General features: G+C 68.0%; 24 protein-coding genes. 13 read left to right on the top strand and 11 right to left on the bottom strand.

Annotated elements, in window-relative coordinates; all coding sequences use genetic code 11:
- Positions 1–12 precede the first annotated feature (12 nt).
- Positions 13–1,299, top strand: a complete 1,287-nt coding sequence (locus tag AC0IX4_RS07845) for a hypothetical protein (RefSeq protein ID WP_471828616.1) — start codon at positions 13–15, stop codon at positions 1,297–1,299.
- Between the two features lie 168 nt (positions 1,300–1,467).
- Here AC0IX4_RS07845 and AC0IX4_RS07840 read toward each other — a convergent pair whose 3' ends face one another.
- The gene (locus tag AC0IX4_RS07840) at positions 1,468–1,926 is read right to left on the bottom strand and encodes an Lrp/AsnC family transcriptional regulator (RefSeq protein WP_042576190.1); all 459 of its coding nucleotides are present in this window, start codon (positions 1,924–1,926) and stop codon (positions 1,468–1,470) included.
- A gap of 93 nt (positions 1,927–2,019) precedes the next feature.
- Here AC0IX4_RS07840 and AC0IX4_RS07835 point away from each other — a divergent pair, with 93 nt between their 5' ends.
- On the top strand, positions 2,020–2,442 hold the full coding sequence (locus tag AC0IX4_RS07835) for a rhodanese-like domain-containing protein (RefSeq protein ID WP_471828615.1): 423 nt from the start codon (positions 2,020–2,022) through the stop codon (positions 2,440–2,442).
- On the opposite strand, the gene AC0IX4_RS07830 is transcribed toward AC0IX4_RS07835, so the two are convergent.
- From AC0IX4_RS07830 to AC0IX4_RS07820, 3 genes are all read right to left on the bottom strand, one after another.
- On the bottom strand, positions 2,423–3,229 hold the full coding sequence (locus tag AC0IX4_RS07830) for an alpha/beta fold hydrolase (RefSeq protein WP_471828614.1): 807 nt from the start codon (positions 3,227–3,229) through the stop codon (positions 2,423–2,425). The two genes, AC0IX4_RS07835 and AC0IX4_RS07830, sit on opposite strands and share 20 nt — an antisense overlap.
- 13 nt (positions 3,230–3,242) lie before the next feature.
- Entirely contained in the window at positions 3,243–4,859 is a 1,617-nt protein-coding gene (locus AC0IX4_RS07825) for an ABC-F family ATP-binding cassette domain-containing protein (RefSeq protein WP_471828613.1), read from the bottom strand.
- Between the two features lie 162 nt (positions 4,860–5,021).
- Positions 5,022–5,678 (bottom strand): hypothetical protein, encoded by a 657-nt coding sequence (locus AC0IX4_RS07820; protein WP_231568780.1) that lies wholly within the window; start codon positions 5,676–5,678, stop codon positions 5,022–5,024.
- A gap of 133 nt (positions 5,679–5,811) precedes the next feature.
- Between AC0IX4_RS07820 and AC0IX4_RS07815 the strand changes: the two genes are divergently transcribed.
- The 3 genes from AC0IX4_RS07815 to AC0IX4_RS07805 all read left to right on the top strand — a co-directional run bounded on the left by AC0IX4_RS07815 (position 5,812) and on the right by AC0IX4_RS07805 (position 10,173).
- Positions 5,812–7,668 carry a penicillin-binding transpeptidase domain-containing protein gene (locus AC0IX4_RS07815; protein WP_471828612.1) on the top strand — a complete coding sequence of 619 codons (1,857 nt, stop codon included), beginning with the start codon at positions 5,812–5,814 and terminating at the stop codon, positions 7,666–7,668.
- Between the two features lie 101 nt (positions 7,669–7,769).
- Positions 7,770–9,410 (top strand): penicillin-binding protein 2, encoded by a 1,641-nt coding sequence (locus AC0IX4_RS07810; protein ID WP_471828611.1) that lies wholly within the window; start codon positions 7,770–7,772, stop codon positions 9,408–9,410.
- A 25-nt stretch (positions 9,411–9,435) separates the two neighbouring features.
- Complete coding sequence (locus AC0IX4_RS07805; protein WP_471828610.1) at positions 9,436–10,173, top strand: sulfite exporter TauE/SafE family protein; 738 nt, start codon at positions 9,436–9,438, stop codon at positions 10,171–10,173.
- A gap of 4 nt (positions 10,174–10,177) precedes the next feature.
- Here the strand turns inward: AC0IX4_RS07805 and AC0IX4_RS07800 are convergent, their stop codons facing one another.
- The 4 genes from AC0IX4_RS07800 to AC0IX4_RS07785 form a co-directional block, all read right to left on the bottom strand.
- Positions 10,178–10,564 carry a DUF3054 domain-containing protein gene (locus tag AC0IX4_RS07800; RefSeq protein WP_471828608.1) on the bottom strand — a complete coding sequence of 129 codons (387 nt, stop codon included), beginning with the start codon at positions 10,562–10,564 and terminating at the stop codon, positions 10,178–10,180.
- A 66-nt stretch (positions 10,565–10,630) separates the two neighbouring features.
- Positions 10,631–11,182 carry a YceI family protein gene (locus AC0IX4_RS07795; protein ID WP_056074038.1) on the bottom strand — a complete coding sequence of 184 codons (552 nt, stop codon included), beginning with the start codon at positions 11,180–11,182 and terminating at the stop codon, positions 10,631–10,633.
- Between the two features lie 63 nt (positions 11,183–11,245).
- Positions 11,246–12,376, bottom strand: a complete 1,131-nt coding sequence (locus tag AC0IX4_RS07790) for a lysylphosphatidylglycerol synthase transmembrane domain-containing protein (RefSeq protein WP_471828607.1) — start codon at positions 12,374–12,376, stop codon at positions 11,246–11,248.
- A 30-nt stretch (positions 12,377–12,406) separates the two neighbouring features.
- Entirely contained in the window at positions 12,407–13,864 is a 1,458-nt protein-coding gene (locus AC0IX4_RS07785; RefSeq protein WP_471828812.1) for an adenylate/guanylate cyclase domain-containing protein, read from the bottom strand.
- Between the two features lie 108 nt (positions 13,865–13,972).
- Between AC0IX4_RS07785 and AC0IX4_RS07780 the strand changes: the two genes are divergently transcribed.
- The 5 genes from AC0IX4_RS07780 to AC0IX4_RS07760 all read left to right on the top strand — a co-directional run bounded on the left by AC0IX4_RS07780 (position 13,973) and on the right by AC0IX4_RS07760 (position 19,472).
- Positions 13,973–15,157, top strand: coding sequence for an AI-2E family transporter (locus AC0IX4_RS07780; RefSeq protein WP_471828606.1), 1,185 nt, complete (start codon positions 13,973–13,975; stop codon positions 15,155–15,157).
- The gene (gene macS / locus AC0IX4_RS07775) at positions 15,126–16,337 is read left to right on the top strand and encodes a MacS family sensor histidine kinase (RefSeq protein WP_471828605.1); all 1,212 of its coding nucleotides are present in this window, start codon (positions 15,126–15,128) and stop codon (positions 16,335–16,337) included. The genes AC0IX4_RS07780 and macS overlap by 32 nt, the downstream gene beginning before the upstream one ends.
- A 5-nt stretch (positions 16,338–16,342) precedes the next feature.
- Complete coding sequence (locus tag AC0IX4_RS07770) at positions 16,343–16,966, top strand: response regulator (protein WP_471828811.1); 624 nt, start codon at positions 16,343–16,345, stop codon at positions 16,964–16,966.
- Between the two features lie 27 nt (positions 16,967–16,993).
- Positions 16,994–17,593: a DUF1707 SHOCT-like domain-containing protein gene (locus AC0IX4_RS07765; RefSeq protein WP_042576178.1), complete on the top strand. Its 600-nt coding sequence runs from the start codon at positions 16,994–16,996 to the stop codon at positions 17,591–17,593.
- 76 nt (positions 17,594–17,669) lie between these two features.
- Positions 17,670–19,472, top strand: coding sequence for a DUF2339 domain-containing protein (locus AC0IX4_RS07760; RefSeq protein WP_471828604.1), 1,803 nt, complete (start codon positions 17,670–17,672; stop codon positions 19,470–19,472).
- Here the strand turns inward: AC0IX4_RS07760 and AC0IX4_RS07755 are convergent.
- The 3 genes from AC0IX4_RS07755 to trmB are packed head-to-tail and all read right to left on the bottom strand — an operon-like array spanning position 19,438 to position 23,974.
- Entirely contained in the window at positions 19,438–22,446 is a 3,009-nt protein-coding gene (locus AC0IX4_RS07755) for an MMPL family transporter (RefSeq protein WP_197074828.1), read from the bottom strand. The two genes, AC0IX4_RS07760 and AC0IX4_RS07755, sit on opposite strands and share 35 nt — an antisense overlap.
- On the bottom strand, positions 22,447–23,139 hold the full coding sequence (locus AC0IX4_RS07750) for an NYN domain-containing protein (protein ID WP_042576177.1): 693 nt from the start codon (positions 23,137–23,139) through the stop codon (positions 22,447–22,449).
- 31 nt (positions 23,140–23,170) lie between these two features.
- On the bottom strand, positions 23,171–23,974 hold the full coding sequence (gene trmB, locus AC0IX4_RS07745; protein WP_471828810.1) for a tRNA (guanosine(46)-N7)-methyltransferase TrmB: 804 nt from the start codon (positions 23,972–23,974) through the stop codon (positions 23,171–23,173).
- 96 nt (positions 23,975–24,070) lie between these two features.
- Between trmB and AC0IX4_RS07740 the strand changes: the two genes are divergently transcribed.
- Genes AC0IX4_RS07740 through AC0IX4_RS07730 form a run of 3 tightly spaced genes read left to right on the top strand, consistent with a single transcriptional unit; the run spans position 24,071 to position 26,285 of the window.
- Positions 24,071–24,646 carry a hypothetical protein gene (locus tag AC0IX4_RS07740; protein ID WP_471828602.1) on the top strand — a complete coding sequence of 192 codons (576 nt, stop codon included), beginning with the start codon at positions 24,071–24,073 and terminating at the stop codon, positions 24,644–24,646.
- Positions 24,643–25,974: a hypothetical protein gene (locus tag AC0IX4_RS07735; protein ID WP_471828601.1), complete on the top strand. Its 1,332-nt coding sequence runs from the start codon at positions 24,643–24,645 to the stop codon at positions 25,972–25,974. Before AC0IX4_RS07740 ends, AC0IX4_RS07735 begins: the two co-directional genes overlap by 4 nt.
- On the top strand, positions 25,971–26,285 hold the full coding sequence (locus AC0IX4_RS07730; RefSeq protein WP_156149006.1) for a DUF6802 family protein: 315 nt from the start codon (positions 25,971–25,973) through the stop codon (positions 26,283–26,285). The genes AC0IX4_RS07735 and AC0IX4_RS07730 overlap by 4 nt, the downstream gene beginning before the upstream one ends.
- Positions 26,286–26,343: the final 58 nt, after the last annotated feature.

Below are 26,343 nucleotides of genomic sequence, written 5' to 3'. Positions count from 1 at the left end.
CCGGGTGCGCCCATGACCACACCGGAACGTCCGCCCACCGCATCCGCCGACACCGTCGAGCGTTCACGTCCAGCCTCGAACGGATCCTTCGACAAGACCTCCGGTGAACTACGGCTCCCCGGCCTGTTGCTCGGCGCCGCCGTCGTAGTGGGTGTCTTCGGACTCCTGTCGAGCGGACTGGTAGCACTGTCCGGTCACCTGTCCGGGGTCGGACCCAGCTACACCGAATGGCTCGGTGCGGCCGCATCGAACGACGTCCTTGCTCGCGCGCAGTGGGCCCTCGGCGACGTCACCGAACCACAGTTCTACAAGTCGTGGCCGGCATCGATCGGCCTGCTGCTCGGCGCCGCCCTCGCCTGGTGGGCCGGAACACGAAACAAGAGATGGTCGGGCCTGCCCATCTCCTACGGAAGTGGCCTGTGGCCATGGATACTCGGCTCGTCCACTCTGAGCCTCGCGTTGTCCAACCTCGCATTCGGTTGGAGGTTGAACGAAGGTTGGCAGCCCACCTTCATACCGTTCGTGTGTGTCGCGACGTCGCTGGTACTGGTCTACGGATCGGGATGGGCCGTTCTGCTCACCGGCGCCGTCATGGGAGCACTCACCACCACCCCCGTCGCCACTATCCTCATCGCCTACGTCACCGGCCCACTCGAACTGCCCACAGTCGTGGCCAATACCACCGCCATGACAGTCGGCACCGCTGTCACATTCGCCGCCTGCAGATACATGCCATGGATGACACTTCCCAGCCCCGCCGCACAACCACCGGGCCCGGAACCTGGCCAAGCCCCACCCATGACGATCACAGGAGCCACCAGCACCAGGAAGGACGCCATCTGGACGGTGCGGCGCATCATCGCCGACTTCACCGAGACGCAGTTCTACGCCAACGAACTGGCGAGCATCGGAGTGATCATCGGAGTGGTGATCGCATTCCTGGCCAATCCGCTGTTCCCGTCGTACGGAACTGCACTGCTACCGCACATTCTGTTCGCTCAGGCATTGACGTCGGCGATCGGTGTCGTCGTGTGGCGGCGGCTCTATCGTGGCGGCGGCTGGGCACCCACCTACATCTCGGTGGTGTCCGTCGCTCCCGCAACTGTCCTCGCATTCGGCGGCAGCGCAGTCTCGATCATCGTGGGATCCATCGCCGGGGCATTGATCTGCCCGATCATCGCCCGTCCGATATCGGCACGGTTGCCGCGAGACTTCCATCCGTTCATCGGAAACACCACCTCGATGGCCATCGCCACTGCCTTGGTGGTCACTCTCGTCGGGCTCCTGCCCGTCACCTGAGAACGACATGGACGCTTCGGGATACTTCAATTACCCCGAAGCGTCCATGTCTGTAGCTTACCGATGCGTGCAGTGCGGCCGACCGGGGAACTCGCGTAACGGCGGATGTTCGCCTCCGGCTCGATCTGCTGGTGCAGTCCTTGTCGACGGGCGAACGAGAACAGGCCGTCACGCAGGAGTGATGCGACGACTCGGAAGGGGGCTCGAGTACACGACGTTGGTGGTGATGGAGCCGAGGGTGGCGAGCCGGCCGGTGACGCGTTCGAGATCCCGCATCGAGCGGGCGAGGACTTTGATGATGAAGCAGTCGTCACCCGTGACGTGATGCGCCTCGATGATTTCCGGAGTGGATGCCACCAGCGCGTCGAACGGACCGTAGTTGCCCGACGGGTACGCCAGGCGGACGAATGCGGTGACGGTGTAGCCGAGCGCCTCGGTGTCGACAGTGACGGAGTAGCCGGTGATCACGCCGATGTCGGTCAGACGGCGGACACGGTCCGCCGTCGCACTCGACGACAAATTCACCACTCGGGCCAGATGTGCGACGCTGGCGCGCCCGTCGTTCTGCAGCTCGTCCAGGAGTCTCCTGTCGATCTCGTCGACGTCTGGGTGTGGATTGCGCGGCACAACGAGAACGGTACCGGCCGATCGACGCCGAATCGTTCGATCAGCCGGTGATCACCACTTCTCCCAGTCGCCCGAACAGGATTGGCTGAGGTCATGGAACAGACACCGTCCGCCGCCGCCGACTTCTTCGCCGCGAAACTGAGGTTCGAGACCGATCCTGCCGATCTCGCTGCCGATCGATCCCGCGGTGCCGGGCCGCTGGTCATCGACGTTCGCTCGGACGCGTCCTGGAGTGCGGGACGCATTTCCGGAGCGGTGCACATCGTCGGGGCCGATCTTGGCACGCGCATCGCCGAGGTGGAGCCGGATCGCGACGCCGACATCGTCGTCTACTGCTGGGGACCGGGATGCAACGGCAGCACCCGAGCGGCGCTGACGCTCAGTCGCCTCGGTTACTCCCGCGTGCGTGAGCTGATCGGGGGGTTCGAGTACTGGGCACGGGAGGGTTTCGCCGTCGTGTCCGACACCGGACGTACACGGCGAGCGCCCGATCCGCTCACCGCTCCGACGACGTGACCGTGCCCAGCCACCCGGACACCAGCTCGACGGCCTCCGGGGCGGCGACGGCCGTCGCGTGGTCGTACCCGCGGAGCTCTTCGTACTCGGAGCCGGCGATCAGCGATGCGGTGCGACGGGTGTCGTCGATACGCTGGATGTCGCGGGAGCCGACGTAGAACAGTGTCGGCGCCGTGATGGCGTGGACGGCGTCGTCGGCGATGCCGGGGTCGTCGTCCGATGCCCGGAAGTACGCGGCCAGTGCCTCGGAGTCGTTGCGCAGGAACGCGGCTCGGGTGCCGGAGTCCACCGGGAAGCCGCGGCGGTTCGCCCACTCGTCGACGAAACCGTCCATCCCCCGCTGGGCGAGGACGTCGGCGCTGCCGTCGAAGAACAGACTGTCGAGTGCTCCTCGCTGCGGCCCCGATCCAGCGCCGCCGACCACCAAGGAGGCGACCCGCTCGGGAGTGCGGGTGACCAGGTTCAAACCGGACCGCCCGCCGAACGAGTAGCCGACGTAATGCACCGCGTCGACGTCGACCGCATCGAGGACAGCGACGAGATCCTCGCTGATGCGGTCCATCGAATAGCTGTCGACGGTTCGGGGAGCGTCGCTTCGTCCGTGTCCACGCTGGTCCACGAGGATCAGGCGGTACCGGTCGCGCAGTGCGCGCACATAGCCGAACGTGCGCCAGATCTGGTGCGACAACAGGCTGCCGTGCACCAACATCACCGGCGGGCCGGTGGGGGCACCCGTCACCGAGTAGGCGATGCGGGTGCCGTCCACCGGGTTCGTTGCGAAGTCCACGGTAGCGATGATCTCAGGTGTTCCAGGACCGCGCGCCGTCGGCAGTCAACTCCACCCGACGCGTGATGCCCACCCGGTCGAGGAACGACTCGTCGTGGCTGACCACCACCAACGCCCCCCGATACGACAGCAGAGCCGAACTCAGGTGTTCCTTCGACGCGACATCGAGATTGTTCGTCGGCTCGTCGAGGATCAGCAGTTGCGGCGCGGGATCGGACAGGAGCAGCATCGCCAGCGCGGCCCGCACCCGTTCACCGCCGGAGAGGGTGCTCACCACTGCGTCGGCTCGTCGACCGCGGAACAGGAAGCGAGCCAGCTGGATTCGGATATCCGTGATCGGAGTGTCCGGCGCGACCCGCCGGACGTTCTCGACCACCGATTCCGTGTCGTCGAACACGTCGAGCGACTGCGGGAGGTAGGCGGACGGAACCGACGAGGTCAACGCCCGCAGCAACGTCGTCTTCCCGATGCCGTTGTCGCCCATCAGCGCGATCCGCTCCGGGCCGACGATGGTCAGATTCACCGAACGGCCGGGGTAGCGTCCGTCCAGATCCAATGCCGTGTCACCGGTTTCGGCCACCAGTCGTGTCGAGTGCACGGCGGTGTCGGGAAGGTCGACGACTATCTCGGTGTCGTCCCGAACCCGCTCGTTCGCCTCCTCGGCGCGAGCCTTCGCCTCGTCGACGCGCTGCTCGTGGCCGAGGCGGTACTTTCCGGCCGACACCTGCGCAGAGCTCTTCAGGTTGTTGGCGACGATCTTCGGAACGCGTTTCTCCCGCGAAGCCTTGTCTCCCATCCGTCGTCGTCGTGCGACGGTCGTCCGCGCCTCGACAAGGTCGCGCTGCTGTTTGCGCACGTCCTGCTCTGCGGTACGAACGCTCGCCCGGGCCGCATCCTGCTCGGCGTCGAGGACCGCGCGGTAATGAGTCCAGTTGCCGCCGAAGCTGCGGATGCGGCCTGGTGACTCACGCACGGAACGGATTTCGGCGATCTCGTCCATCCGGTCGAGGAGATCGGGATCGTGTGATGCCACGATGACTGTCCCGGTGAACGCGTCCAGGGTGCGTGCGAGTGCGGCCCGAGCGCGACCGTCGAGATTGTTGGTGGGTTCGTCGAGAAGCAGCACCGACGGCCGCCGGATCAACTGACCCACCAGCGCCAACAGAGTCGACTCGCCCCCGGACAGCGTGTCGAGGGGTCGGTCGAGATCGCCCGCGGACCCGATCGAATCGCCGAGGCCGGCCGCGTCGAGAAGCGCGAGTGTGCGTTCCTCGATGTCCCAGTCCACGCCGATGACCGTGAAGTCGTCGGGATCGGTACTGCCGTTCTCGACCCGTGCGAGGGCGGCTCGCACGGTGTCGATGCCCAGCCGAGCAGCGACCGTCTCGCTGCCCGTCGTGGCTGCCTGCTGCGGGACGTAGCCGGTGGTGCCCGTGACGCGGACCGATCCGCGGGACGGAGCCAATCGGCCGGTGATCAACTGCAGGAGAGTCGATTTGCCGGCGCCGTTCGTGCCCACCAGGCCGGTTCGGCCGGGAGTGAAGGATGCGTCCAGGCCGTCGAAGACGGGGCGGCCGTCAGGCCAGGTGAAGGTGAGATCCGTGATGACGACGGAGGGTGAGACTGACATGATGCACCTCGGAAGGGAGTGTCGTGCCACCGCGAGTGTTCGAGGTGGGATCCGCACTACGCCGAGATGAGCAACGTTCATGTCCGTTCGTCCGGGGATGGGGCTCATCCACTGTAGGACGATCGGCCCGCGGGGTCAACGGATATTCGAACCGATTGTCACTCAGTCGTTCTCGGATCCCTCGACGGTCGGTCCCTTCGCGCGAAGGTCGTCGACCTTGGCCATCGCGTCGCGGAGTTCTGCCAGCCACGGGTCGATGTGCTCACCGGTGAGCCGCACTGCCCATGCGAGAGCGTCGGCACGCGAGCGGGCGACGCCGGCGTCGACGAGCGTGTCGAGCACCTTGCGTTCGGGCTGACGCAGGCGCGTCATGACCGGCACTGCGAGGTGGGTGAAGAGGGTGGTGTCACCGTCGATGGTCACGCCCCAGGCGACCTTGCGGCCGTAGCGGGCCTCGGCCTCGGCAGCGATGCGCATGCGGTCCTCGCGGGTGGTCTCGCGGAAGCGAGCGATACGGCCCTCGACGCCCGCCTCCGACTCCGGCGCGTTCAGCTCGCCGATGACGACGATCTCCTCGCGATCGATCTCGACCGTGGCGACGCCGTCGAACCAGTCGTCGGGAAGGCGGCCGAGGAACCACTGTTCCGCGTCGCCTGCATCCGGGACGTCCTTCTGCTGCCAGCCGCCGGGGCGACCGACTCGTTCCGCGCGCTCGCCGCGCTTGCTTCCGCGTCCGCGGCCGTGCGGGCCGCCGCGACGGGGGGATTCTCCGGGGGCGAAGGGGTGTTCTCCGAACGGAAAGTTCTCGTGGGTGTGCATGATGATCTTCTTTCGTCAGTGGCGCGATTACATGATTACAACGCCAGTGATTACAAGATTACACAGTTGTGGAACATCGTCAAGGAATCGGTTCGTCCGTGTGACCGTCGGAGCCGTGGGGCACTATCAGTGCGTGTCCACGCTGATCTCCCGCCCAGTCCCTCGACTCGTTGCCGTGATCGCCGCTCTCGCCCTGGCGGCCACCGGTTGCAGCAGCGACGAACCGCCCGAGTCCCGTCTGACGGCCGATCGCTTCGCCGAGGCGCTGAGCACCGGAAATATCGGAGCGGCGGCCGAGCTGACGTCCGATCCCGCCGCGGCCACCGCGGCACTGACGCAGGTCTACGACGGGCTCGGCGGCTCGGGCGCGGTCACGGCTACCCCGCGCTTCACCGTCAGTCAGGCAGACGACGAGCTGCAGACGTTCACGATGTCCGCGTCGTGGTCCTTCGCGCCTCCGGAGTCGGACAGTTCGCAGCCCGACACCAGTACTACCGCCGCCGCCACCACGACGGCTGCGCCCGCGACCGCGGAGCGCGTCTGGACGTACACGACGTCCGGCTCGGTGGCCGACGGCGACCAAGGCTCGAAGGTGACATGGGACCCCGGCGTCGTCGTGCCGGGTCTGACGCCGAATACGACCGTTCGCTACACCCCGGTCACGGCCACCACGACTCCCCGCGTCGTCGACACGTCGGGCGCAGCGTTGATGTCGCAGCAGGTCGTGACGTTGGTGAACCTGGATCAGACCGCGGCCCCGACTGCCGTCGCAGCGTTGGTGTCCCCGTTCGCGCCGACCGTGACGGCAGAATCGTTGCGCGCGGACCTCGCCGGCGGGCAGACGGTGACCGCCGTCAGTCTGCGACAGGAGGACCTCGCGCCGATCGAGCCACTACTCGCAGCCCTTCCGGGTGTGACGCTCGCGCCGCAGACGCGGCTGCTCACCGAGAACCGCGCCCTCTCCTCACCTGCCCTGAACGACGTCGCGCAACTGTGGCAGGAACAGCAGGACGCCACAGCCGGGTGGGCCGTCCAGTTGCTCGGCCCCGACGGCGCAGTCGCCCAGCAGCTCACCGGTGTCGAGGCGACCGTCGGCAAGGACATCCAGGTCACTCTGGACACGTTGCTCCAGCTCAAAGCGGAGAACGCCCTGGCGACGGCCCAGAATGCGTCGGCGATCGTCGCGATCCGGCCCTCCACCGGGGATGTCGTCGCCGTGGCGCAGAACGCCGCCGCCGACGCTCAGGGGCCCATCGCACTGACCGGCCTGTATCCGCCCGGCTCGACCTTCAAGACCGTGACGACGTCCGCTGCGCTGCAGGCCGGCAACGTCACGCCGACGTCGGTGCTTCCGTGCCCCGGGTCGGCGAACATCGAGGGTCGGACCATCCCCAACGACGACAACTTCGACCTCGGCCAGGTGCCGCTGCAGACGGCATTCGCACGGTCCTGCAACACCACGATGGGTCAGCTCGCCGTCGACCTCCCCGGCGACGCACTGCAGAAGGCGGCAGCGCAGTTCGGTCTGGGAGTCGACTACGTGACACCGGGTCTCACGACGGTGACCGGCAGCGTTCCGGCCGCTACGACACCGGCGGAACGCGTCGAGTCCGCCATCGGGCAGGGCGCGGTCACCGCGTCGCCCTTCGGGATGGCACTCGTCGCGGCGTCCATCGCCAACGGGTCGACGCCCGAGCCGACCATGATCACGGGACGACCGGGAACTCCCGACCGGACAGTTGCCGCGCCGTCGGCGCAGGTGACCGAGCAGCTCCGGGCGATGATGCGCGAGACGGTGACCGCGGGAACGGCGACGCAGCTCCAGGACATCGACGGCTTGCTGGGCAAGACGGGCACCGCCGAGGTCGCGGGCGGACCTGCCCATGGCTGGTTCGTCGGCATCCGCGGTGACCTGGCATTCGCCGTCTTCGTCGAGGGTGGGGACTCGTCCGCGCCGGCGCTGACAGCGGCGGGGTCCTTCCTGCGCTGATCTGCACGGCACAACAGGACGAGCGGTCGGTGACCGGATCGTGACCGCACCGAGCGCTTCCCGTGCTGTGTTACTGGTGTGACTCATGTGATTATTGGTGCATGGTTCTGCGTTCCAGGTATGTCGTCGCGCTGTTTGCAGTGTTCGTGTCGCTCGCGACTGTCGCCTCGTTCGTGGTGAACAAGCCTCGCAGTGAGGCCGCCGTTCTCGTGGACCGGTTCACAGCAGCTCTCGATCAGCGCGACGTGGCCGCGGCCGCCGCTCTGACGTCCTACCCCAATGCCGCGGCCCAAACGATCAGCGCCATGTTCGACGCGATGGGACCGGGTGTCTCCACCAGCCGCATGTCGCAGTACATCGGACTCGACGACGAGTCCGGGTTCTTCACACTCGACTCGACCTGGAAGTTCGGCGAACCCCGCGACCAGGACTCTCGCGAGTGGCACGTCACGACGCAGGGATCCGCCCGCAAGCTCGGCGTGGGGTGGCGTATCTCCTGGGATCCGTCGATCCTGGCGCCCGATCTGGCCGCCGGCGGATCCGTCCGCTACACCCGCACCGATGCGCCCGCTCCGCGGATCCTCGACACGACCGGCGCGATCATGATGACCGAGCAGAACGTCGCTTCGGTCCGGGTGGATCCGTCCGCGACGTCGGATCTCGCCGACACCACCAGCCGACTCGCCGACGTCATCGACGTCGTCGCTCCGCTGATCACGTCCGAATCCTTGCAGGCGGATGTCGCCGCCGAGCCCGGACAGATCATCGACGCCGTCAACCTCCGTGCCGACGATTACGCGGTACTCGAGGACGACCTGCGGGCCATCCCCGGTGTCGTCCTCTACGCGACGCCGAAGCTGATCGCCGCCGATCGTCGACTCACCTCTCCGGTGCTCGATTCGCTCCGCGACGTCTGGCAGGACACGCGCGACGCGACGTCCGGCTGGGCCGTGGAGGTCGCCGACGCCGACGGAGAGACCACACGTCAGGCAGGATTCCAGGGCCCCGGCTCGCCGGACATCCGCTCGACCGTCGACCCCGCCATCCAGTTGGCCGCCGAGACGGCTGCCGTCAGCGTCGGAACGCCGGCGTCGATCGTGGTCCTGCAGCCCTCGACCGGTGCCGTGCTGGCGACAGCGCAGAACAGTTACGCCAACGACCTGGGTACCCCGGCCTTCACGACGCTGTATCCGGCAGGAACGCTGGTCGACACCGTGTCGGCGTCGGCAGATCGCCAGAAGATCGACTTCGCCGACGCGGCACGTCAGTTCGGGCTCGGAACGTCGTTCGACGTCCCCGGCCTCGACCTGGTCACTGCGTCGCTTCCGGACGGGCAGTCCGCCGTCGACCAGTTCCGCGGAGTCAGCCGATCGACGTCCTCCGACCGCATGACGGTCACCCCGTTCGGCCTGGCCGAGATGGCCGCGTCGATCTCTCGCGGGTCGGCTCCTGCGCCGTCGATCGTGAGCGGAGTTCCCGCGTCGGTGAGTGCGGCGGGATCCCCGGTGGCGTCCTCCGAGCTCGCGGTTCTTCGGAAGGCCATGCGCGACAACGCACACGACGAGGGCATCAGCGACACGTCCGTCGCGGGACTGGCGGGGGACAGCGGTCAGGACCGTTGGTTCCTCGGTACCTCCGGCGACCTTGCGTTCGCCGTCTACATCGAGGATGCCGACGGCACCGATGCGGCTGCTCGTATGACGAACAGGCTCATGAGGGAGATGGCGACGCCGTCCGAGTGAGTCCCGTTCTGTTACCGTCACTTTCGTGACTGTTCCGGTGTTCCTGCTGCTCACGGCAGCGGGTTTCGGTGCGGGAGTGATCGGCTACATCACCGGTCTGGCGTCATTGGTGTCGTACCCGGCGCTCCTCGCGGTGGGTCTCGCGCCGGTGGCCGCCAACGTCACCAACACTGTCGCACTGGTCGGCGCCGGAGTCGGTGCCACCGCATCGTCGACCAAAGAGCTTGCGAAGAGCGGTCGTTCGCTCGTGTGGCTGACATTGTGGGCTGCGCTCGGAGGTATCCTCGGCGCCGTCGTGCTGCTGCGCGCACCGGGCGAGACGTTCGAAGCGGTCGTGCCGGTCCTCGTCGTCCTGGCATCCGTCGCGATGCTGCTGCAACCGCGCATCCGTGCGCTCGCCGGTAGTCGGACGTTCCCGGTGCTCTACCCGACGGCCATCTTCCTCGTGGCCATCTACGGCGGATACTTCGGAGCCGGTGCGGGCGTGATCTTCATGGCGCTGACGCTGATCTGTACTGCGGAACCCGTCTGGCGCGCAACGCTGCTCAAGAGTTATCTGCTGGGAGTGGCCAATCTGGTGGCGGCGGTGATCTTCGCGTTCTCCGGTCAGGTGGACTGGCTGGCGGCGTTGGCGATGGGCATCGGAACGATCGCCGGAGGGACGCTGGGGCCTCGCGTCGTGCGCCGCCTTCCGCCGAATCCGCTGCGAATCGCAGTGGCGCTGTGCGGTTTCGGTCTGGCCGCATGGTTGTGGCTCGGCTGAGCCGTCATCGACGCGTGCGGACGAACCGTGCGATGGCGCGCCACCCGAGAAGGAAGATCGCCAGCGTCACCGATGCGACGACGATGAAGCTGAACGCAGTGCCCTCGTCGGTCAGCTGACGCAGGAGCATGCCGACCAGGACCGTGCCGATCCACGCGATCACACCCGTCGGCACGAGGGAGTCGGCGACGAACTTCTCCCGGTAGAGCGCATAGGTGACAGCCCATCCGACGACGAGACCGACGAGGAACGGCCACGCGGTGGAGACGACGCCCCCGGCGGTGACGCCTTCGGCGTGACTGCTCCGACCGATGGCACTGAAGACCAGGACGAGAACGACGTCGAGGACCGCCGAGACGGCGAGAGAACGAGTGCGCACGGGAGCTGTCATGCCCCCAGCGTACGAAAGACCCGCTCGGCGGCACGGCCGAGCGGGTCCTTCGTGGTCGAGAGTGGATCAGGCCTGCAGGCCGGCCTCGATCTCGAGGAGGAGGGCGATCTTGTCGCCGACGACAGCGCCGCCGCCTTCGAGGGGCATGTCGATGCTGATGCCGAAGTCCTTGCGGTTGATCGTCGTGGTGGCTTCGAAGCCTGCGACGGGTCCGTTGCCCATTCCGGCGTTGACTCCGTTGAACTCGACGTTCAGGTCGATCGACTTGGTGACGCCGTGCAGCGTGAAGTCGCCGGTGAGGACGAAGTCGTCACCCTTGGCCTGGACGGAGGTGGAACGGAAGGTCGCGGTAGGGAACTTCTCGACCTCGAAGAAGTCGGCCGTCTTGAGGTGGCCGTCGCGCTGCGCGTTGTCGGTCGTGATCGAGGTGACGTCGATCTCGGCGTCGATGGAGGGGGCGCCGTTCTCGTCGACGGTGACGGTGCCGGTGAAGTCCTGGAAGCGTCCACGGACCTTGCTCACCATCAGGTGGCGAACGGTGAATCCGACGGTCGAGTGGGCGGGATCGATGGCCCACGTGCCGGCGGACAGCTGGGGGACGGTCACTGATGAAGTCATGTCGAGCTCCTGTGTGGTTGAAGTTTCAAGCCTCACACTACACAACCGGACCACGGTCCGCATCTATTCCCGAGTGGTCGAGGTATCTCCCGGCGTCGGTCGCTGCTGCGTGCGCAACTCGGTCATCTCGCGCTGCTCGACCTCGAGGTCGAAGTGGAGATCCTCGTGCTGGTGCTTGCGGAAGATCACCAGGAAGACGATCCATCCGACGAGCGCCACGAGAATGAAGCTGACCAGCCGGTAGACCAACGCCGACGCCACTGCCTGCGACGCACTGATGCTCGCCGCGGTGGTCAGCGTCGCGATCAAGGTGGCGTCGACGATGACCAGACCACCGGGAGCGCCGGGAATCGAGCCGACGGTCTTGCTCGCCGAGAACGCGATCAGGAGCCCGTAGATCTTGGGATCCGCACCGATGGCGTAACAGGCGAAACCGAGACACGCGACGTCGGCCAACCGGTGGACGGCGGAGAAGCCGAGTGCGAGCGAGGCGTCCCGCGGTCCGAGGCGCACCGATCTGACCTGCTCGACGATCTCGTCGAGTCGCACCATCCCGGTATCCGGATCGTTGTTGCGCAGCGAGTTGTACTTCAAGAGCCCACATCGACCGACGGCGATGATTGCCTGCGGGTGCGAGCGGATGTAGCGGACGGCCAGCACGATCGCCACGACACCGACGACGGGGACGACCAGGGCGATCGGGTCGGCGCTGCCTCCGACCAGGAACGCGCCGGTCACACCCAGGACGGCCAGACCCAGGGCGGCGATGACGCCCGAGATGGCCAGCTGCCACGAGGCAACGACCGGACTCGCACCCCACCGGCGCGTCTCGCGGTAGGTGAACGCCGTCGAGAAGACCTGGCCGGCGGGAAGCGTCAGAGCCATGGCGGTACTGCCATAGATGACCGACAAGGATCGTCGTTGCGTGATGCGGACCCCGCCGGCGTGCAGGAGTTGCTTCTGCACGCGGGCGAAAGCCGAGAGCGAGACTGCCTGCGTGACGACGCATGCGGCGGCGAATCCCCAGTGGATCTCGGTGAGCGCCCGCCACGATTCGTGGAGCCGGGGCCAGAGGTAGACACCCTCGCCGACGAGCAGGCCGATGAGGGCGATCGCACCGACCCAGCGCAGCCATCGCCACGTGCCACCGGCGCGGGTCGACCCTGCGGATCGGCCCTGCTCCGGATCTACCACGAGAGCGAGCGTAACGAACCGTGCGGTGAACTACTGCGGGTAGTCGACGGGCGAGGCCAGGTGAGTCGCCCGGCGACGTCCGCGAAGCTGCACTTTCTCGCCCAGCTCCCACACCGACTGCTCGTCCTCGTCCGCGAAGTAGAGGGCGGACGTCGACGCCAGGACTCGGCTGGGCGTGAACTTCGCCAGCTCGGTCAGCCGGGACGCCTCGTTCACCGGATCGCCGATCACGGTGTACTCGAAGCGTTCCTTGGCGCCGATGTTGCCGGCGACGGCGAGTCCTGCCGACACGCCGATGCCGATGTCCAGCCCGACGATCGTGCTCAGCTCTCTCCGCAGCTCACGGGCAGCGGACAGCGCAGCCGTCGGTGCGTCCGGGCGATCGAGCGGCGCACCGAAGATGGCGAGGGCCGCATCGCCGACGAACTTGTTGACGAACCCGTGGTGTCGGTCGACGATGTCGACGACCACGCGGAAGAAGTCGTTCAGCAGCTCCACGACCTCACCGGGAGGACGCTCGGACGCGGCTGCCGTGGACCCGACCATGTCGACGAACAGGACGGCCACGAACCGGGTCTCGCCGCCCAGTTCGGTCCCGAACTGCAGGGCGCGGCGCGCGACGTCCTCACCGACGTGCTGGCCGAAGAGCTCGCGCAGCACGGCCCTTTCCGACGCGTCGGCCATCATGCGGTTGAACCCGACCTGCAGCCGTCCGATCTCGCTGCCGTCGAACACCTCGACCTGGACCTCGGTGTGACCTTCCTGCACCTTCTCGATGGCGCGGCGCAGCTGGCGGATCGGGTCGGAGATCTGGCTGGCGGTGAGCATCGACAGGCAGAACGCCTGGACGATCGCCAGCAGACACAGCAGGCTGATCGCGATGGCCAGCGAGTCGGGCGAGAAGACCAGGTCGGTCGTCAGCTGGGTCGCACACAGCAGCAGGATGCCGACGACGGGGATCAGAGTGCCGAGTCCCCAGGTCATCGCCATCCGGGTGCCCACGCCGGGAGTCATCGTCCGGTCGAAGCGTCCCTCGCTGAGCGCCTGCGCGGCGACCGGCCGCAGGATGCGCTCGCCGAGCATGTACGTGAATCCGAACGTGATGGCGGCCGACATCGCGACCGTCACGGCCACGGCCACCGCCAGGGAGGGCATCTCGGCTGCGGTCAGCAGCATGAAGATGATGCCGCCGATGATCCACAGGACCAGGTGGACGATGGCCTGACGCAGAGGCGCGTGCAGCGCCGCCATCTGCTCGGACCGGCTGGGAGGCCCACCGCGCAACTGCCACCGCACGACGCTGCGCAACATGAAGGCCGCCGTGGCGAGGCTGACGATGCCCGCGAAGACGAGGTACGCCCCGAAGATCACGCCGTTGCGCACCCGATCCACGACGATCGACTGATTCTCCGGAATGGGAAGTCCGTAGCGGACGAAGGCGAACACCAGGATCGCGCCGAGCAGATTGGCCAGCAACATGGACGCCAGATACAGAGGCCAGCGACTTCTCAGGGTCAACGAGACCGCACGAAGAAGCGTCAGCACGAGATGAACTTACCGGGTGAGGCCGGACCGTCTCTCGGCTAGGCTCACGCGGTGACAGGCGACCCGTCCGACTCGGTCCATCCCGTCGTTCGCGTGGGCGCGGCCTGGACGTGGCGGCTGCTGGTGTTGTTCGCCGGGCTGATCGCCGTCGGCAAGATCGTCGAGCGTCTGGACAGCGTGCTGGTCCCCGTGGCGCTCGCTCTGCTGGCGTCGGGCCTGCTCTCGCCGCTGGTCGACTGGATGCAGCGCCGCGGAGTACCCCGTGTACTCGCGGTCATCGTCGCCATCCTGGGCAGCCTCGGCCTCGTCGTGGGCATCCTGACGTTCGTCGTCGAACAGTTCATCGTCGGTCTCCCCGCCCTCACCGACCAGTTCACCGACAGCATCACCCAGATCCAGGACTGGCTGACCCGAGGTCCCCTGCACTTCAGCGAGGACCAGATCCGCAGCGCCGGCGACTCCGTCGTCACGTCGATCCAGTCGAACCAGGAAGCCATCACCAGCGGCGCGCTCACCACGGCCGCGGTCATCGGCGAGATCCTCACCGGTGCGCTGCTGCTGCTGTTCACTCTCATCTTCTTCCTCTACGGAGGGCAGCAGATCTGGGAGTTCGTCAGCCGGATCTTTCCGACGCCGGCCCGCCGCCGGGTACGACTGGCGGGCAGTCAGGCGTTCGGCTCCCTGGTCGGATACGTGCGGGCGACGGTCGCCGTCGCTGCGGTCGACGCCATCGGTATCGGTGCCGGCTTGGCCGTTCTCGGAGTGCCGCTGGCGCTTCCCCTGGCGTCGCTGGTCTTCATCGGAGCCTTCATCCCCATCGTGGGCGCGGTGCTGACAGGTTTCGTGGCCGTCATCGTCGCCCTGGTCACGAAGGGGCTGATCACCGCCCTCATCGCTCTCGCGATCGTCGTCGCCGTGATGCAGCTCGAGGGCCACGTCCTGCAGCCCCTGCTCCTGGGACGTGCCGTGCGGGTCCACCCGCTGGCCGTGGTGCTGGCCATCGCAACCGGCATCCTGCTCGCCGGCATCATCGGCGGACTCCTGTCCGTCCCCCTCGTCGCGATGGCCAACACCGCGATCCGGTCGCTGCTCGCCGACGATCCGGAAGAGGCCTACGAGGAGATCGCCGTCGGCGATCCGTCCGACGGTATGTACCCGGCGGCCCCGGACAGTCCGCATCCGGAGAACAAGCAACTCGGGCACGGTGAGGTCGACGGGCCCGCGGACGGGAAGTGACGCCGCCGACGGACCGCTGTGGCGCGCCGCAGCGGCATTCCGGCTGGTCACCGTCGTCTACGCCGTCGGATTCCAGGTCGTCGTCGGGCAGGAGTACGACTCCTTCCGGCTGAGCTGGTTCCTCGTGCTGCTCACCGTCGTCTGGTCCGGCGTGGCGGTCGTGGCGACGCTCGAGCCGTCGGTGAGTCCGTGGTTCGAACGACGGGTGTTCGTCGCGGCGGACCAGGTGGTCACTCTGGGGCTCGTCGTGTCGACGATCCTCGTCGCCGGTCCGCGCTGGCGCTCCGATCATCAGGTGCTGCCGACGACGATCTGGGTGTCCAATGCCGTCATCGCTGCCGCCATCCTCGGAGGCCCGCGGATCGGTCTGCTGTCCGCCGTGACCATGACCGTCGCGATCGCCGTGGTGCGGGGGAACGTCGACGCGGATCTGTGGAGGGATTCGACCGGACCCGTCCTGCTGTCCGTCGGACTCGCCCTGGGCCTCGCTGCGCGAACGGCGCGTGTCGCGAGAACCCGCCTCGACGAGGCCGTGGCATTGGCCGCCGCCACCGCGGAACGCGAGCGGCTGGCACGAGAAGTTCACGACGGTGTCCTGCAGGTGCTGGCCATGGTGAGTCGACGCGGCGCCGAGATCGGCGGTGAGACAGCCGAACTGGCCAGGCTTGCCGGGCGGCAGGAGTCCGCGCTGCGCGCGCTGCTGTCCGGTTCGACGCAGTCCAGGACGGACGGCACGTCCGACCTCAGCGTCGCCGTACGGCAGTCCGTGGGTCCGGCGGTGACGGTGTCGGCTCCGTCGGGTGCCGTGCTGCTGCCCGCGGCCGTGGCGTCGGAGGTCACCGCCGCGGTGTCGGCCGCCGTGGACAACGCGCACCGGCACGGCGGACCCGATGTCGACATCTTCGTCCTGGTGGAAGATCTGGGTGACAGTGTCGTGGTGACCGTGCGCGACGCCGGGCCGGGAATCGAACCCGGTCGACTCGACGCCGCACGCGCGGAAGGCCGAATGGGTGTGTCCGGCTCCATCATCGGCCGGATGGAGGCACTCGGTGGACGAGCGAGGGTGGACAGTGCGCCCGGAGAGGGAACGGAATGGGAACTGACGGTGCTGCGGGGAGGCCGGAGGCCGGCCGGGGTGAACGGGGAAGGCCGGAGGCCGGCCGGGACGAACGGGACCTGACGGTGATGGTCGTCGACGACCATCCGATGTGGCGGGACGCCGTGGCACGCGATCTGGAGGCTCGCGGGTTCCAAGTCGTGGCCACCGCGGACGGCGTCGAAGCCGCCACCGTTCGCGCGAAGGCGACTGTCCCACAGGTGGTTCTGATGGACATGGACCTCGGAGACGACAACGGCGCGGTGGGGACGGCCTCGGTGCTCGCGGTGTCCCCGGCCAGTCGGGTACTGGTGCTCTCGGCGTCCGCCGAACGCGACGACGTCCTCGAGGCGGTCAAGGCGGGAGCGACGGGATACCTGGTCAAGAGTGCGTCGATCGAGGATCTGGTGGCTGCGGTGACGGCGACGGCACGAGGTGACGCCGTGTTCACACCGGGGCTCGCAGGACTGGTGTTGGGGGAGTACCGACGGATGGCGTCGGCGCCGCCCGAGGACGAGACGCCTCCGGCGCTGACCGACCGGGAGACCGAGATCCTGCGGATGGTGGCGAAAGGGTTGAGCGCGAAGCAGATCGGCGCCAAGCTGACGCTGAGTCACCGGACCGTCGAGAATCACGTACAGGCGACGCTGCGGAAACTGCACCTCGCCAACCGCGTGGAACTGACGCGATGGGCCATCGAGCGAGGCCTCTGACCGGGCACCCGCCTCTACACTGACAGCATGGATCCGAAGGACCTCCGCGTCAGTGATGCCGAGCGCGAGCACGTCGGCGGATTGCTTCAGCGTGCGGTCGGTCAGGGGATGCTGTCCCTCGGGGAGTTCACCGAGCGGATGGACACCGTCCTGGCCGCCAAGACGCGGGGCGAGCTGAACGCTGTGCTGATCGACCTGCCCGGGATGTCGAACGCCGAACACCCGTCGGCCGCACCCGTCGCGCCGCAGCATCCGTCGGCGCCGCCCGTCGACATCCGGGCGACGATGTCGACGGTGACCCGCTCGGGTACCTGGAATGCACCGTCGGAGATCAGGGTGGCATCCAAGATGGCCACCGTCACGCTCGACTTCACCTCGGCGGTGCTGTCCTCCCGCCACGTCGCCATCGACGTCGACGATTACTGCAGCACCATCACCGTCGTCGTGCCCGAAGGCGCGTCCGTCGACCTCGACGGTGTCGACACCGTCGGCGGCAGCGCGAACAACCGGGTCAAGAGCCGTCCTGTCGACGGCGGCCTGCACGTCACCGTTCGTGGTCGCGTGCGATTCGGTTCCGTGACGGCGAAGCATCCGTTCGGCACAGCGATCAAGAAGATGTTCGGCTGACGTACTGCGTACTTCTCGGCGTATCCGAGTAGAACTACGCATGGTCGGCGCCTCCGTGGCCGACCACGATCGACGTATGACCACACCTTCGATCGATCCGCGCCTCGTGCACGTCCTGACCGGCGAGGTCGCCGCTCTCCAGCAACACCTCGGCCGCGTCGGCCACGACCTGGGCATCCTCGCGCAGCAACTGGCCACCGTGCAGGCACCCGCGCCGCAGCCCGTCGTGCACAGACCGGCGCCTGTACCCATGCGCCCGCAGCCCCAGGCCCAGGCCCAGCCCCGGTTCCAGCCCCCGCCCACCGTCCCGTGGTGGCAGCGCGACGGCGTCGTGAGCCGGCTCCTGGCCGCGGCCGGAGCAGGCGTCACCGTGATCGGCGTCGTCATGCTGGTCGTCCTCGCCGCGCAGTCGGGCTGGTTCGGCCCCGGAGCTCGCGTCGCTGCGGGAGCAACGCTGTCCGCCGTCCTGATCGCCGCCGCGCATCGCATCGTCGCACGGCCCGGCGGAACCGTCGGTGCCGTCGCGCTCGCGGCCACCGGCTTCGCCGGCCTCTACCTGGACATCGCCGCGGTCACAGCGCTCTACGGATGGGTGCACCCCGTCGTCGGCCTCGTGACCGGACTGGCGGTGGCATCCCTCGGCATCGGTGTCGCCACCCGGTGGTCGTCGCAGCCACTGGCCGTCATGGTCCTCGTCGGGGTCGCCGTCCTCGCACCTGTCGCCACGGCGGGGATCACGTCCGCGCTCCTCGCATTCCTGGTTATCCTGCAGATCGCCGCATCACCCGTCGATTCCCGCCTCGACTGGGTCTGGCTGCGGGTCGCCCGCACCGTACCGGTCGTCGGGGCGATCCTGCTGGCGGTGCTGACGGCGAGCATCGGCGGCGCGAGGGGGTCCGAACTCGCGCCTCTGCTCGTCGTCGCCGCCGTGTCCTTCGCAGCGGCCGTCGCCGCCTGGTACTCGACGCTGACCCGACGTCCCGTCGATCCGGTGTCCGTCGCGGCCGTCGTCGCGACTGCAGGATCCACGCTGGCCACCGCGACCCTGTTCTCACGACCCGTGGCCGGAATCACCTGCGCTGCAGTCGCAATGGTTCTCCTCGCCGTCACTGCCACCACGCGCGGCCTCGCGTCGCCGGTCCGGTTCGTGTTCGCGGTGACGGGTGCGGTCGCCGGTATCTCGGCAGTTCTCGTCGGGACACCGCGGTCGATCCACGCCGTGACGCTGCTGACGGTCGCAGTCGCAGCCCTCGTCACCGGCGGCTGGACGCGATCGCGCGTCACTGCCGGTGTCGGAGCATTCGTCGCGCTCGCCGGGCTGGTTGCTCATACGCAGGTCACTTCCGTCGATGCCCTCACCTACCCCGGCACCGCCGCGGCGAGCGGATGGGCGTCGATCCCGGGCTCCGTCGCCGCACTCGCGATGGCTGTCGCCGGAGTGTGGGCGTCGGTGCGGACTCTCGACGACGCGACCGCCCGAACCGTGTCCGCGTCGTCGTTCGGCATCGCGGGTCTCTACGCCATCACGGCGACATCCGTTGTCGCCGGTGTCGAGATCGGCTCCGACACAGGGTTCTTCGTCGGACATGGCATCGCCACCATCTCGTGGATGATCGTGGCCGTCGTCGCCCTCGTCCGCGGTCTGGCCGACCGCCGCGACGGCCACACGCTCCTCGTCATCGGACTTGCGGTGGTCGCCGCTGCCGTCGCGAAACTGTTCCTCTTCGACCTCGGCGCGCTCGGCGGACTACCCCGCGCCGCAGCATTCCTTGTCGTGGGAATGTTGCTGCTGGGCATCGGCACTCGCTACGCGCGAGCCTTCGCCGATCGAGCCGGCACGGACGTCACTGATGGCGCTGGCGAGCCAGCAGCTCGCTGACGCTGATCGCGCCGGACTGACCGTGGTGGCGACCACCCGACTCGTCCGATTCCCGAGCCCGTCGGCGGCCCGTAGAGGCTGCCGGCGGTGTCTCGTCGTCGTCGGAACGCGGATCGATGTCGATGTGCTCGTCCACCGGCTGTTCGGGTTCGGGAGACTCCTGCTCCGGCATCCGCAGTCCGGCGATCCACGAGTCGACCTCGGCGCTGGTGTGCACACCGTTGCCGTTCGAGCCATGACCGTTGGATCCATGACCGTTGGTTCCGTGCCCGTTGGTTCCGGAGCCGTTGGTCGCGGAACCGTTGGTTGTGGAGCCGTTGCGGCCGTTGCCGTTTCGTGAGCGTCCGGTGTCGATGCCGTCGCCGTTGGTGGACCCGTAGCGGTACGACGCCTCTGCCGGAGCGGGCGAGGTGTCGGGACGCTGGGTCGCGGAGGGCGAGCGAAGCTCTGCGAGCCAGGACTCGATGGGTCGCGGAGCGGGGACGCCGGGCCGAGGCGACGCCGGGGCCTCCTCCGGTGCAGTCCGAGGCGGCGTCGGACGAGCTTCCTCCGGGCGCGAGACGGTGCGCGGTTCCTCCACCGGGGTGGCCGCGCGAGTCGGTTCGGGAGTGGGGATGGCTGTCGTGGGCTCGGCGACCGGTTCTTCGGCAGGCTTCTGCACGCGCGAGGCCGGCGCGGGGGCGAACTTCGACGGGCGTGGTCGCTCCGACGGCGGACGTGCCGCGGACGGACCGTTCTGCAGGACCCGCGGAATGGGCTGGGTGAGCGGCTCACGGGTGCGCGCAGGCAGCGGCGCGGACCCGATCGCGACGAGCTCCGGAACGTCGGCAGGCATGAGCTCCTCGTCGAGCACGGGCTCGCCGAGTCCGAGCTTCTGCTGGATGCGCTTCATCCACTGCGGTGCCCACCAGCAGTCGTCACCGAGCAACTTCATCGTTGCCGGCACGAGGAACATGCGGATCAGCGTCGCGTCGATGATCAGGGCGGCGATCATGCCGTAGGCGATGTACTTCATCATCACCAGCTCGGAGAACGCGAAGGCGCCGGTGACGACGATCAGGATCAGCGCGGCGGCGGTGATGATGCGACCCGTGTGCGAGGTACCGACGCGGATGGCTTCGGACGTACTGGCGCCGCGTGCTCGGGCCTCGACCATGCGGGAGAGGAGGAAGACCTCGTAGTCCGTCGACAACCCGAAGATGATCGCGATGATCAACACGAGGACGGGTGCCATGATCGGGCCCGGCGTGAAGTTCAGCAGACCCGCACCGTTTCCGTCCACGAAGATGAACGTCAGGATGCCGAGCGTCGCGCCGAGCCCCAGCGTCGTCATGAGGATGGCCTTGAGCGGCAGGACAAGTGATCCGAAGGTGAGGAACATCAGCAGGGTCGTCACCAGGACCACGAGCCCCGCCATCAGCGGTAGTCGGTCGACCAGTGCGGCGATCGAGTCCTGCTCGATGGCCGGGGTGCCGCCCACCGACATGGTCACGCCGTCGGGAACGTCGATGGAGCGGATGTAGTCGATCGCGGGGTTGGAGACGTTGCGGTCGACCAGCCCGGCCTTGAGGACGGCCACGCCGTTCTCGTTGCGCTCGATGGAGAACTTCTCGACCAGGCCGGGAGCGTTGGACGCCTCGCGCAGGATCGCGCCGAGCTGCGGGCCGGCAGCATTCTCGAGCACGATCTTGAGGGGCTCGGTGCGGTACGACGGGAAGTTGGCGTCGAACTCGTTCTGCGCCTCGCGGGTGCCGTTGTCCGGCGGAAGGTACGTCTCGTTGATGCCGCCGAACTTGATGGCACCGACGGGCAGCGTGAGGATCAGCAGGCCCAGGACGATGGGAACGCAGACCTTCAGGGGGTTGCGCATGACCCACCGGGTGAGCTTGCCCCAGGGACCGGACTCGATCTCCTCGGTCGTCTTGGTCTTGCGCATGCTCTTGAGGCCGAGAGCGTCGATGCGCGGGCCGAGGATCGACAGGATGGCCGGAAGAATGGTGATGGCGGTCAGGGCTGCCAACGCGACGGTGGCGATGGCACCGAAGGCGACGGACTTCAGGAATCCCTGAGGGAAGAGCAGCAGGCCGCCCAGACTCGCGACGATCATCGTCGCGGAGAAGACGACCGTTCGGCCCGCGGTCATGACGGAGCGCTGCACGGCCTGCTGGGTCGTGCGGCCGTCGGCCAGCTCTTCTCGGAACCGGCTGACGATGAACAGGGCGTAGTCGATGGCCAGGCCCAGCCCGATCAGAGAGACCACGGGTGCGACGAAGCTGTTCACCTCGACGAAGTTGGTGAACAGTCGCACCATGCCGTTGGCCGCGACGACGGTGAGACCGCCGATGATCAGCGGCAACGCGGCCGCCACGACGCCGCCGAACACGAAGAACAGCAGCACGCCGACGACCGGAATCGCCAGAATCTCCATGCGGTGGATGTCGCCGGCCATGGTGTCGTTCAAGGCGTTGGCGATGGGCTGGAGCCCCGCGAGCTGCACGTCGACACCGTCGATCGCGAACGCGTCCTTCACGTCACGGAAGTTGTTGGTCAGTTCGGTGTCGTTCGCTCCGGCGATGGCGAAGGTCGCGATGGCCTTGGTCTTGTCCGGCGAGGCGAGCGCCGGAAGTTTCTGCTGGAAGTAATTGATGTTGATCTTGGAGATCTTGTCCGCGTGGGCCGCCATCATGGCGTCCTGACCTGCGGTGACCGTCTGCTGGAACGTCGGGTCGTCGACCGTCGAGCCCGCAGGAGCGGTGTAGAGGGCGACGACGTCGCCGGTGCTGTCCCGGCCGAACGTGCCGTCGGCAGTGACCGCGGCGTGCACGGACTCCGAATTCGGATCGTCCCAGCCGCTCTGACTGAGATGGTCGTTCAGCGTGAGGCCGTACGCGGCGAGGCCCAACAGGAACGCGACCATCACACCGATCACGGTGTACCGCGATCGGTGGACCAGATCACCCCAACGAGCAAACACTCAGGACACTCCTTGACGCCCGACGAGCAGGGCGGACAGCGGACGGAACGGCTGCAGCCACGCGCCCTCGTCGGGCAGGGACTCGAGGCTGACACGAGGCAGCGGCTCGCGGAACACCCCGGGGATGTCCTCGAGATCGACGAATTCGAGCGTCTCGGACGACACGGCCCAGCTGGCGTGCTCCCGGAACCCGATCACCTGGACCGGCACACCTGTCGCCGCTATCGCTTCGAGAGGGATACGGAAGGCCTGCCCGTCCGCCGACGCCACCACGACTCCGGCCAGACCGTGATCGGCCGCGCGGAGCTCGATGTGATCGAGCATGTCGGAATCGACGTCGCTGTCCTCGTCGATCTTCGGTTTCGCGAAGACCGCGAAACCCACGTTACGCAACGCCTCCACCCACGGCCGCACGACATCGGCGCTGCCCTGGGCGATATTGGTGAACACCGTCGCCTCGGGTTCGAGGGTCGCGGTCTGGTGCACGGAGAGCTGCGCGGTACGGCCGAGGAGCCATCGGCCCAGCGCATCGAAGCGTGGCCGGTACGCGGCGGTGGGTCGGCCGCCGAGAATGGCGCCGAGTCCCATGTCGAGGTTGGGTGCGTCCCACACCAGCAGAACGCGCTTGGTATGGCGAGAATCACCGGACACGTCGAGCACGGCGCCCGTGGGGCTCTGGTCGTCCACGCTCATCGGAGTGTGTTCTCGCTTCCTCGTCGCGTGCTCATCGGCCCGGCCTGATCCAGACGAATTCGTTCGTCGGACGTCCGACCTGCTGTGCCTTACCTTCGAACTTCGTCACCGGACGGTCCACGGACAGGGAGGACCCCTCGACGGTACGTCGTTCGGCATCGAAGGGCAGCCGCGTCAGAGCGGGCTCGGCGTCGCCGACCTCTTCTATCCATTCGGCGTAGTCCGCGTGATCGGTGGCGACGTGCAGGATCCCGCCGGGCTCGAGACGGTCTGCCATCAGCGCGAAGGTCTCCGCCTTGAGGAAGCGGCGCTTGTGGTGGCGAGCCTTCGGCCACGGATCCGGGAAGAACACACGGATTCCGGCCAGCGACGCGGGAGAGACCATGTTCTCCAGCACGTCGGCGGCGTCGCCGCGCAGGATGCGGAGGTTGGTGAGTCCGTCCCGCTCGATGCCCTGGACGGTCTGCGCGATGCCGGGGCGGTAGACCTCCACGGCGATCAGATCGACCTGCGGTTCGCGCGCGGCCATCGCCAGCGCGGCGGTGCCGGTGCCGGACCCGATCTCGAGAACCACCGGAGCCGATCGACCGAACCAGGACTGCGGATCGAGCGGCTCGTCGGCCACGTCGCGGCCGATGATGGGCCACATGCGATCCCACGACGACTGCTGGGGTTCGGTCAGCGCACCACGACGCGATCGGAAACTCGTGACTCGCGGATAGAGCCTTGAACCACCCTCGGCGGCGCCGTCGTACAGGCCTCGACCGGGCACTGTGTCCACGGCGTCAGGGTCGGTCATGGGTCCATTGTCTCCCATGGACTCGTTCTGGGACAGCAGGGTCTCGACTTCAGGTCGAGACTCGGGATCATCGGGACACCCGACGTGCATGGGAGAATCGCAGGATCGCATCGTCGAATCGGGGGACGAAGGATGCCGGGGACCAGTAACGACGCGCTCGCGAGCGCCGTGGAACAGCTGACGAGACGGTCCGACGACGGAGAGCTTCGGCGCGTCGTCGCCACGTGGGGATCACCGATGACGGCGGGGGTGTCCGGTCGCCCCGGAGTCGGAAAGTCCGCATTGGTGGAGCAGCTCGACGGTGTGCAGGAGGTGCGCGGCGTCGATACACCCGGGGCGGCCGACCCGGTCCTCGACCAGGACGTCCTCGTGCACGTAGTCGCGAGGTCCGTCACCTCGGCCGATCGTCGGGCTCTGTCGTCGCGGGTGGGGCGCGACACTCTCGTCGTCGCGGGACGGCTGGATCTGGAAGACGACCCCCGCGCCTACGTCGCGTCACTCGACGTCGACGGCCCGGTGCTGCCCGCCGACGACATCACCGCCGTGCGGCACTGGTGTGTCGACGCGCGAGAGCGGGCGCGTCATCGTCGGGACGCGGCGCTGCTCCGTGACCTCGAACGTGTCGCGGCGGCGCGTCCGGACACGCGTCCGGCCGTGGAGACCTTCCTCCGATCCACTGCCGCGTCGACGGTGCGGAACGGAACGTGACCCTGCCGGCGGACATGCGCCGTGTGATCGGCAGGTGGAGCCCGAACGCTCTGGACAGACTGTCCCGGCCGCGCGCCGGATCCGGATTGGCCGCAGTGCTGTCCGCCCCGGGGATGCCCGAGCCGGATGTCCGGCGTGCAGTAGAAGGTGCGGGCTGGGCGATCGTCCCGGTGACGTCTTCGGCAGCCGTGATCGTTCTCCTCGATCCGGACCTGCCGGTGGGCCGAGCGCTGATCGAGTCCATGCGAGCGATCCCGCTGGATCTGCCGATCGTCGTCGTGGTGCCGGCGGCAGACCGCGAGCAGGCAGAACGGACACGGTCCGCCGTCGCCGCCCTGGCGCCTCGATGTGCGTCTGCACCTGTCGTCGTGCCGTCGGTGGACGGACCGTCCGCGCTCGTCGAGACGGTGGAGCGAGCGGTCGGACGCATCGACATCGTCGAGGTCGACCGACTGCTGCGTGCCGACGCCGTCGCGTCGGCCCGGTCGGCACTGGCGGCCGCGGCGCGGAACGACACCGGTGCCGCGGAGATCGCGGCGCTGCGCGAACGCCGCCGCCGCGTCCTCGTCGACGCCGTCACCGGTGACGGACGGACGTCGAGCGGGGAGCTGCGCATCGAGCTGGCTCACCGGGTGGGAGTGCATCGTCGAGAGACTGCAGCCCGCGTGTCGGAGGCCGTAGCGTCCGCTCGCCGCGCCGACCTGCGACAGATCCCGGCTCGTGTCATGGAGGAGGTAGATGCCGCGTCCGCGCGGCTGACCGCCGAGGTCGACGCTGCGTTCAGCAGGCGGGGTGCGGTCAGGACGGTCACCACGGCGGTCGGCTCGTCGACCGATCAGCCGGCGCCACCGAGAGGCCGGTGGACGACGGAAGACGTGCTGGCGGGCATCGTCGGCGCGTCCGCCGGTGCCGGTGTAGGGCGAGCGGGGGCCTGGGCGATGTCGGTGGGAGGGCTGCCTGCGTCGGCAATCGCCGTTCTCGGCGCGGTGTCCATGGCCGCCGCGGTCGTAGGGACACGGGCGACGGCGTCCTCCCGCGCACGGCAGCGCCGGTGGGCGATCGAGGTGGTCGCCGATGCTGCCGCCACGTGGGAACGGGACATCGCATCCCGGATCCTCGCCGCGGACGCGTCGGCGGCCGACCTCGCGGTGTCCCGCGCTCGGGACCGCGCCGCACGACGCGATGCGGCGCTCGCGGACGTCGACGCCGAGATCCGTGACGTGTCGTCGCGTGCCGCGTCCCGTGCGGCTGCATACCAACGAGACCTCGAGATCCTGGAACGGGGAACCGACGACCGACCGCGTGCGTCGAAGCACGAGAACGGATGACGGAAGGGGGCCGCGTGGTCGAGTGGTCGGGGACGTTCGATGCAGGGGTGGCCGACTGCGGACCGCTCGGGTCCGAGGACATGTTCCTTCCGGACATCGACACCGACGGCGACGGCATCTTCGACACCGTCGTGACGCACGGAGGTGGCGGGGCCGGAACGGTGGTCTGGTCCGACGTGGACGCGGACGGTCACCTCGACCGTGTGACCGAGATCGATGCGGACGGCGACTATGTCGCGTGGGTGCTCACGTCCGACTCGGAGGACCCCGCGGACGAGTCGTGGCGGGCGGCGGAACGCGGCTCGTTGTGACCGACGTGACTCCAAATGTCCTGACATAGTGCGCTTTACGGCCAGGTCACTGAATCGG

Source organism: Rhodococcus sp. AC861, assembly GCF_979256035.1.
The sequence above is the reverse complement of the archived record's forward strand: the minus strand, read 5'-3'. Positions and strand labels throughout refer to the sequence as shown.

Coding starts and splice junctions, on each gene's coding strand:
- AC0IX4_RS07845 (WP_471828616.1), top strand. CDS start 13: ATGACCACACCGGAACGTCCGCCCACCGCATCCGCCGACACCGTCGAG.
- AC0IX4_RS07835 (WP_471828615.1), top strand. CDS start 2,020: ATGGAACAGACACCGTCCGCCGCCGCCGACTTCTTCGCCGCGAAACTG.
- AC0IX4_RS07825 (WP_471828613.1), bottom strand. CDS start 4,859: ATGTCAGTCTCACCCTCCGTCGTCATCACGGATCTCACCTTCACCTGG.
- AC0IX4_RS07820 (WP_231568780.1), bottom strand. CDS start 5,678: ATGCACACCCACGAGAACTTTCCGTTCGGAGAACACCCCTTCGCCCCC.
- AC0IX4_RS07810 (WP_471828611.1), top strand. CDS start 7,770: ATGGTTCTGCGTTCCAGGTATGTCGTCGCGCTGTTTGCAGTGTTCGTG.
- AC0IX4_RS07800 (WP_471828608.1), bottom strand. CDS start 10,564: ATGACAGCTCCCGTGCGCACTCGTTCTCTCGCCGTCTCGGCGGTCCTC.
- AC0IX4_RS07795 (WP_056074038.1), bottom strand. CDS start 11,182: ATGACTTCATCAGTGACCGTCCCCCAGCTGTCCGCCGGCACGTGGGCC.
- AC0IX4_RS07770 (WP_471828811.1), top strand. CDS start 16,343: ATGGTCGTCGACGACCATCCGATGTGGCGGGACGCCGTGGCACGCGAT.
- AC0IX4_RS07765 (WP_042576178.1), top strand. CDS start 16,994: ATGGATCCGAAGGACCTCCGCGTCAGTGATGCCGAGCGCGAGCACGTC.
- AC0IX4_RS07760 (WP_471828604.1), top strand. CDS start 17,670: ATGACCACACCTTCGATCGATCCGCGCCTCGTGCACGTCCTGACCGGC.
- AC0IX4_RS07750 (WP_042576177.1), bottom strand. CDS start 23,139: ATGAGCGTGGACGACCAGAGCCCCACGGGCGCCGTGCTCGACGTGTCC.
- AC0IX4_RS07740 (WP_471828602.1), top strand. CDS start 24,071: ATGCCGGGGACCAGTAACGACGCGCTCGCGAGCGCCGTGGAACAGCTG.
- AC0IX4_RS07730 (WP_156149006.1), top strand. CDS start 25,971: ATGACGGAAGGGGGCCGCGTGGTCGAGTGGTCGGGGACGTTCGATGCA.